The following is a 5,702-nucleotide window of genomic DNA, read 5'->3' as shown; positions in this document are numbered from 1 at the left end:
AAAGTTAGTTTGTCTAGCATCTAAAATAAAAATTGACGTTTCACGTTGTTTGTTTCGTTCAGTTTTCAAAGAACTACTTGGCCGCTCATTTGCGACTTCCTTATGTTAACATTTTCATCTTTCAATGTCAACTAAGTTTTTCATTTCGTTTGTCGCTTACGACGTTATTGTCATCGGCGACTTGTTCTATATTACACCTCTAAAGCATAATCGTCAACACTTTTTTATAAAGAACTTCAATTTAATATTTTTATGCTCTTTTAACTAAATACGTCTCTATAGGATTTCATTATCGGAGCACACCTTCTGCTTCCCTTTAATTTGTTTTTCCAAATATATTCGAGTTAATTTGAACTCTAGACTTAACTTGTGTGGACGTTTTCCTCCAACAAAACTAGCAACCTTATTTTAACAAATACTAGTATATAATTAGAGAGTTGTTGTACTATCAATAAAACTCTATTAGAAGCAGGTGAAGATATGAAAGATATACGTATCCTTATAGCAGACGACGATAAAGAAATCCGAAATTTATTAAAAATATATTTAGAACGAGAATTATACATGGTAGACACTGCAATCAACGGCGAAGAAGCCTTACATTTATTTAATCAAAATAACTATAACCTCGTTATACTAGATCTTATGATGCCCAAAATAGATGGAATCGAGGTATGTAAAAAACTTAGAGATAAAACTAACGTACCTATATTAATGCTCACCGCTAAAGATCACGAAGTTGATAAAATTTTAGGTTTAAGCATTGGTGCTGATGATTATATTACGAAACCTTTCAGCATTCACGAAGTAATTGCACGAGTAAAAGCTCTTATGCGGCGTTTTTTAGTTCTCGGAAGTAACAATACTGCTCAAGAAAAAACAACTTTATCTTTTAAAGGACTAACTATCAATTTAAATACATACACAGTTCATACAAACAAAGAAGAAATTAGCTTAACCGGAAAAGAACTGGAACTGTTAAAATTCTTTACTTCAAACCCAGGGCAAGTATTTACAAAAACACAGCTCTTCCGAAATGTATGGGACGATAATTATATAGAAGATGACAATACCGTTATGGTACATATTCGAAAACTTAGAAAGAAAATAGAAATTGACCCTTCCAATCCAAAATTCATTCAGACTATATGGGGAATTGGTTATAAGTTTGTAGGTGAAAAGCTTGAAGACTGATAAAACCCTCTTCCTGATTTCATTACAACTTATCATTTGCGGGATTTTAAACATACAAATGGATCCAAGAATAAAAATGTCTTTATTTATTATCCTTATCTTAATTACAATTTATCTCTTCTTTTCAAGAATACAATTCATTCAACATCGCAAAGCAATGGATACTAAATTAAGTCGTGTACTAAAAGGAAACTTACAAACGAGATTATTCACAAGCAATGACCACTCATTACATAATATCGTTTTTTCAATAAACGAGCTAATAGGTAAATTAGAGCAGGTTCAAATTGAAGCCAAAAGATCCGAGGAATCCAGAAAACAACTTTTGTCTAGTATCTCCCACGATATACGAACACCACTCACCTCCATTATCGGATATATAGATGCTTTGAAAGACGGAGTTGCTGCTTCTGAAATAGAAAAACAAGAATATCTTAAAATACTCTATATGAAATCAAATAACTTAAAGCACCTAGTTGATGAAATATTCAATATGGCGAAGCTAGACGCTAATGAATTTCCACTAAAAGAAGAAGAACTCGACTTTTCTGAAGTTACTAGAGAAGTTTTGATTGAATTTTTACCTGAGCTCTCAAAACATAACATCGAACTGCAAATTCGCATACCAGAGTCTACTTGTCCTATCATCGCAGATCATCTAAGCATTATGCGGATTATCGGTAATTTAATGAAAAATGCAATTTATTACGGAAAGGATGGGAAAACAATAGGAGTCGAATTGCTAGAAGCTGATGCAGAATACGAACTTCATATTTGGGATCAAGGCCCTGGTATTCCAAAACATGATTTACAAAACGTATTTGAGCGAATGTACAGAAGCGAACAATCAAGAAACTCTTCATTTGGTGGTAGCGGTCTCGGGCTTTCTATTTCCAAAGCGCTCGTTGAGAAAAACGGTGGACATATATGGGTTGAAAGTACTCCATGGAAACGAACTACTTTTGGCTTTTCTATTCCAAAACACAATACTTTTAAGAAATAGTTAAGAAATGATTAATATGCAGTTAAGCCTTCCTTTTTATGATGTAAGTAAGAACTTATAGAAAGCAGGTGTCTCCTATAAATACAATTATAAAAACGACTAACCTTACTAAAGTATATGGCAATCAAAAGTCAGTAGATAATTTAAATATTAATGTTCAACAAGGGGAGATTTATGGCTTCATAGGCCGCAACGGTGCTGGTAAAACAACAACCATTCGCATGCTGCTTAGTCTTATAAAGCCTACAAGTGGAACGATTGAAATATTCGGAGAGAACTTATTCCAAAATCAAAAAGATATTTTAAGCAGAATTGGTTCTATAGTTGAAGTTCCAGGATTTTATGAAAACTTAACTGCAAAAGAAAACCTATTAATTAATGCAAAAATAATTGGGGTTCACAAAAAGAATGCTATCGAAGAAGCATTAGAAATAGTAGGCTTGCAGCATGAGACAAAAAAGTTAGTAGGAAAGTATTCTTTAGGAATGAAGCAACGCTTAGGAATTGCGCGTGCTCTTCTCCATTATCCTGAGCTACTCATATTAGATGAACCAACTAACGGACTAGACCCTATTGGTATTAAAGAAATGCGAAAACTTATTCATTCTTTAGCTCAAGAAAGAAATATAACAATACTGATTTCTAGTCACATATTAGCCGAGGTAGAACAGTTAGTTGATCGTATCGGAATTATTCATGAAGGAAAGTTACTAGAAGAAGTTTCTCTTGATACGCTACGCAAAGCAAACCGTAAGTACATAGAGTTTCAAGTGAATAATGACGATAAAGCTGTGATGTTATTAGAAAATCATCTTCAAATTTTTGATTATGAAGTACATGATGAAGGAAATATTCGTATTTACTCTCATTTTGGACAACAAGGATACATAAACAGAACGTTCGTTCTTAACGATATTGAAGTATTAAAAATGATGATAAGTGAAGATAGACTAGAAGATTATTTCACCAAACTAGTTGGAGGTGGAACAATTGGTTAATCTACTCTATACAGAACTCTTAAAACTAAAACGCTCTAATATGTTTTTAATTAGCATTATTGGTGCTGGTGTCGCACCTTTCTTAGTTGTAGTAGCCTCTTATATACATATAAAAACAAAACAGCCAACTCCAACTATTTGGTTCGATCAATTATTTACTGACGTTAACTTATATACTACTTTAGTTATAGGATTCCCCTTATATGGAGTAGTGGTTGCTTATTTGCTTACCCGCGAATATACAGAAGATACACTGAAAAATTTACTAACTATCCCCGTGTCACGCATTAGCTTTATTACAAGTAAATTCATCATTCTCTTTCTTTGGATTATGATGCTAACTTTAGTCGCTTGGGCACTTACTTTAATATTAGGGCTATTGGGGAACTTCCCTGGTTTTAACATTTCTTTACTTTTAGGTTCTTTCCTAGAATTTTTAATATGTGGTGGACTTCTCTTTCTATTGTCTTCACCTATTGTGCTACTAACTCTTGTAATGAAGAGCTATGTACCACCCATTATATTAACAGTCATTATTACAATGACTAATCTTATGCTCGTAAACTCCAAGCATAAAGATTTATTTCCGTGGACCGCTACTCTAGATATCGCAAATAACGAATTACAACCGACATATCCACCAGAGTATTCTTATATCATCATTGCAGTAACGACAATTTCCGGATTTATTGCAACACTATTCTATTTTAAAAAAGTAGACATTCATTAATGTATAGGAGTGAAACTATGAGCGATATCATTATTGCCTTCATACTCGGTATTGTAGAAGGATTAGCTGAATTTTTACCTATATCTTCTACTGGCCACCTTATATTAGTCGGGCATTTATTAGGCTTTGAGGGAGAAAGAGCAAAAACGTTTGAAATTGTTATTCAGCTAGGCGCAATTTTAGCTATTGCAATTTTATATCATAAACGTCTCGTTTCTTTATGTAATATTAAACCTCTTATACAGAAAGAAAAAAAATTCAACGCGTTCCATGTATTTCTTGGCGTATTTCCGGCAGTGGTTGCTGGCTTGCTACTACATGATATTATTAAAACATACTTATTCCAGCCATACACTGTTGTGATTGGACTTGTAGCAGGGGCAATTCTTATGATCTTTGCAGAAGTAAAAAAGAAAGAGGCAGCAGCCTATTCACTGGACGATTTAACATACCGCCAAGCTTTAACAATCGGATTATTTCAGTGCTTAGCGGTATACCCTGGCTTCTCTAGAGCTGGCTCTACTATCTCTGGAGGTCTATTGGCAAAAGTAAATTATAAGACTGCATCTGAATTCTCTTTTCTAATAGCTCTTCCTGTAATGATTGGGGCAACAGGCTTAGACTTACTAAAAAGTTGGAAGTATTTAAGTGTCGATGACATCCCTATGTTCGCGGTAGGATTCATTACCTCTTTTATAGTAGCGATGCTAGCAGTAGTAACTTTTCTAAAGCTTTTAGAGAAGATAGGTTTAAAACCTTTTGCATACTACCGTATTTTGTTGGCTATCTTATTTACGCTTTTCGTATTGCTATAGATTCATATAAGTCACATATTATTAAACTGATATTCAATTTAGAATATCGGTTTTTTTATCTATTTCAACTCTAGTATTACTCACTTCAATATGGCATAGTGATAATAAACTACCATTCATAATCTGAACGTTCTTTAAGTAACTATGTCCTTTATCATAAAATGCAATTGGAAAATTAAAGATCCCATATATGTACAGAACATATTTACAAACTATATTCACTCCACATAGTATCTTTTTAATTTGCAAAACACTGATACAAATTAAAAATAAGTACAAAGGCATAACAAATAAATAAATTTCCAAGGAATTATAAAGAGATTAAATATTAATTAGAGTGAGGTGACGATAAAAATGAATCAATTAGCACAGACATATTGGGATACTTATTGGGGAAACAACAAAAAACCAGAATCTGTTACAGCTTGGCAATTTGGGGATGCCCCTAATTATCTTGCACAACTAGTAATTGACGGTATTAAAACAGCTACATGCTCCGGTCACATTTTTTATGAATTAGAAAATGAATCGCTACCGACTACTAATGATTATAGTATTATACTCAATAGTAATGATGAACCTGTAGCTATTATTAAGACAATAGAAGTAACTGTAACACCAATGAATGAAGTAAGCGAAGAATTCGCTATCGCTGAAGGCGAAGGAGATCGTACTTATAATTACTGGAGAGACACCCATGTTCGTTTTTTTACAAAGGAACTAAATGAGATTGGTCTTAATTTCTCTGAAGATATGTTACTCGTCTGTGAGCGTTTTGAACTTGTTGATGTGAACAATAAAGTGAAATTTTAATAAACTGAGATTTACCAGCCATTCTTATTTTTATAAACACAAAAAAGACGAGTCATTCTGACTCGTCTTAAAGTTGCTTGGCGACGTCCTACTCTCACAGGGACAAGGTCCCAACTACCATCGGCGCTAGAGAGCTTAACTTCCGTGTT

Annotated in this window: 6 protein-coding genes; all 6 read left to right on the top strand. The window is 33.5% G+C overall.

Annotated elements, in window-relative coordinates; translation table 11 throughout:
* Nucleotides 1-480: 480 nt before the first annotated feature.
* The 6 genes from ACTFRM_RS31140 to ACTFRM_RS31115 all read left to right on the top strand — a co-directional run bounded on the left by ACTFRM_RS31140 (nucleotide 481) and on the right by ACTFRM_RS31115 (nucleotide 5,553).
* On the top strand, nucleotides 481-1,194 hold the full coding sequence (locus ACTFRM_RS31140; protein WP_000651997.1) for a response regulator transcription factor: 714 nt from the start codon (nucleotides 481-483) through the stop codon (nucleotides 1,192-1,194).
* On the top strand, nucleotides 1,184-2,197 hold the full coding sequence (locus ACTFRM_RS31135; RefSeq protein ID WP_000845329.1) for a sensor histidine kinase: 1,014 nt from the start codon (nucleotides 1,184-1,186) through the stop codon (nucleotides 2,195-2,197). The genes ACTFRM_RS31140 and ACTFRM_RS31135 overlap by 11 nt, the downstream gene beginning before the upstream one ends.
* 68 nt (nucleotides 2,198-2,265) lie before the next feature.
* A complete protein-coding gene (locus ACTFRM_RS31130) occupies nucleotides 2,266-3,195 on the top strand; it encodes an ABC transporter ATP-binding protein (RefSeq protein WP_000074581.1) in 930 nt (309 codons plus the stop codon).
* Complete coding sequence (locus ACTFRM_RS31125; RefSeq protein ID WP_000247711.1) at nucleotides 3,188-3,925, top strand: ABC transporter permease; 738 nt, start codon at nucleotides 3,188-3,190, stop codon at nucleotides 3,923-3,925. The genes ACTFRM_RS31130 and ACTFRM_RS31125 overlap by 8 nt, the downstream gene beginning before the upstream one ends.
* A gap of 17 nt (nucleotides 3,926-3,942) precedes the next feature.
* Nucleotides 3,943-4,740: an undecaprenyl-diphosphate phosphatase UppP gene (gene uppP / locus ACTFRM_RS31120; protein ID WP_001279957.1), complete on the top strand. Its 798-nt coding sequence runs from the start codon at nucleotides 3,943-3,945 to the stop codon at nucleotides 4,738-4,740.
* A 354-nt stretch (nucleotides 4,741-5,094) separates the two neighbouring features.
* Entirely contained in the window at nucleotides 5,095-5,553 is a 459-nt protein-coding gene (locus tag ACTFRM_RS31115; protein WP_001072420.1) for an ASCH domain-containing protein, read from the top strand.
* The last annotated feature ends 149 nt before the right edge of the window (nucleotides 5,554-5,702 follow it).

Source organism: Bacillus cereus group sp. MYBK227-1 (assembly GCF_051916325.1).
Taxonomy (GTDB): Bacteria; Bacillota; Bacilli; order Bacillales; family Bacillaceae_G; genus Bacillus_A; species Bacillus_A cereus.
Note: the sequence above shows the minus strand (reverse complement) of the source record. Positions and strands in the feature narration are given on the sequence as shown.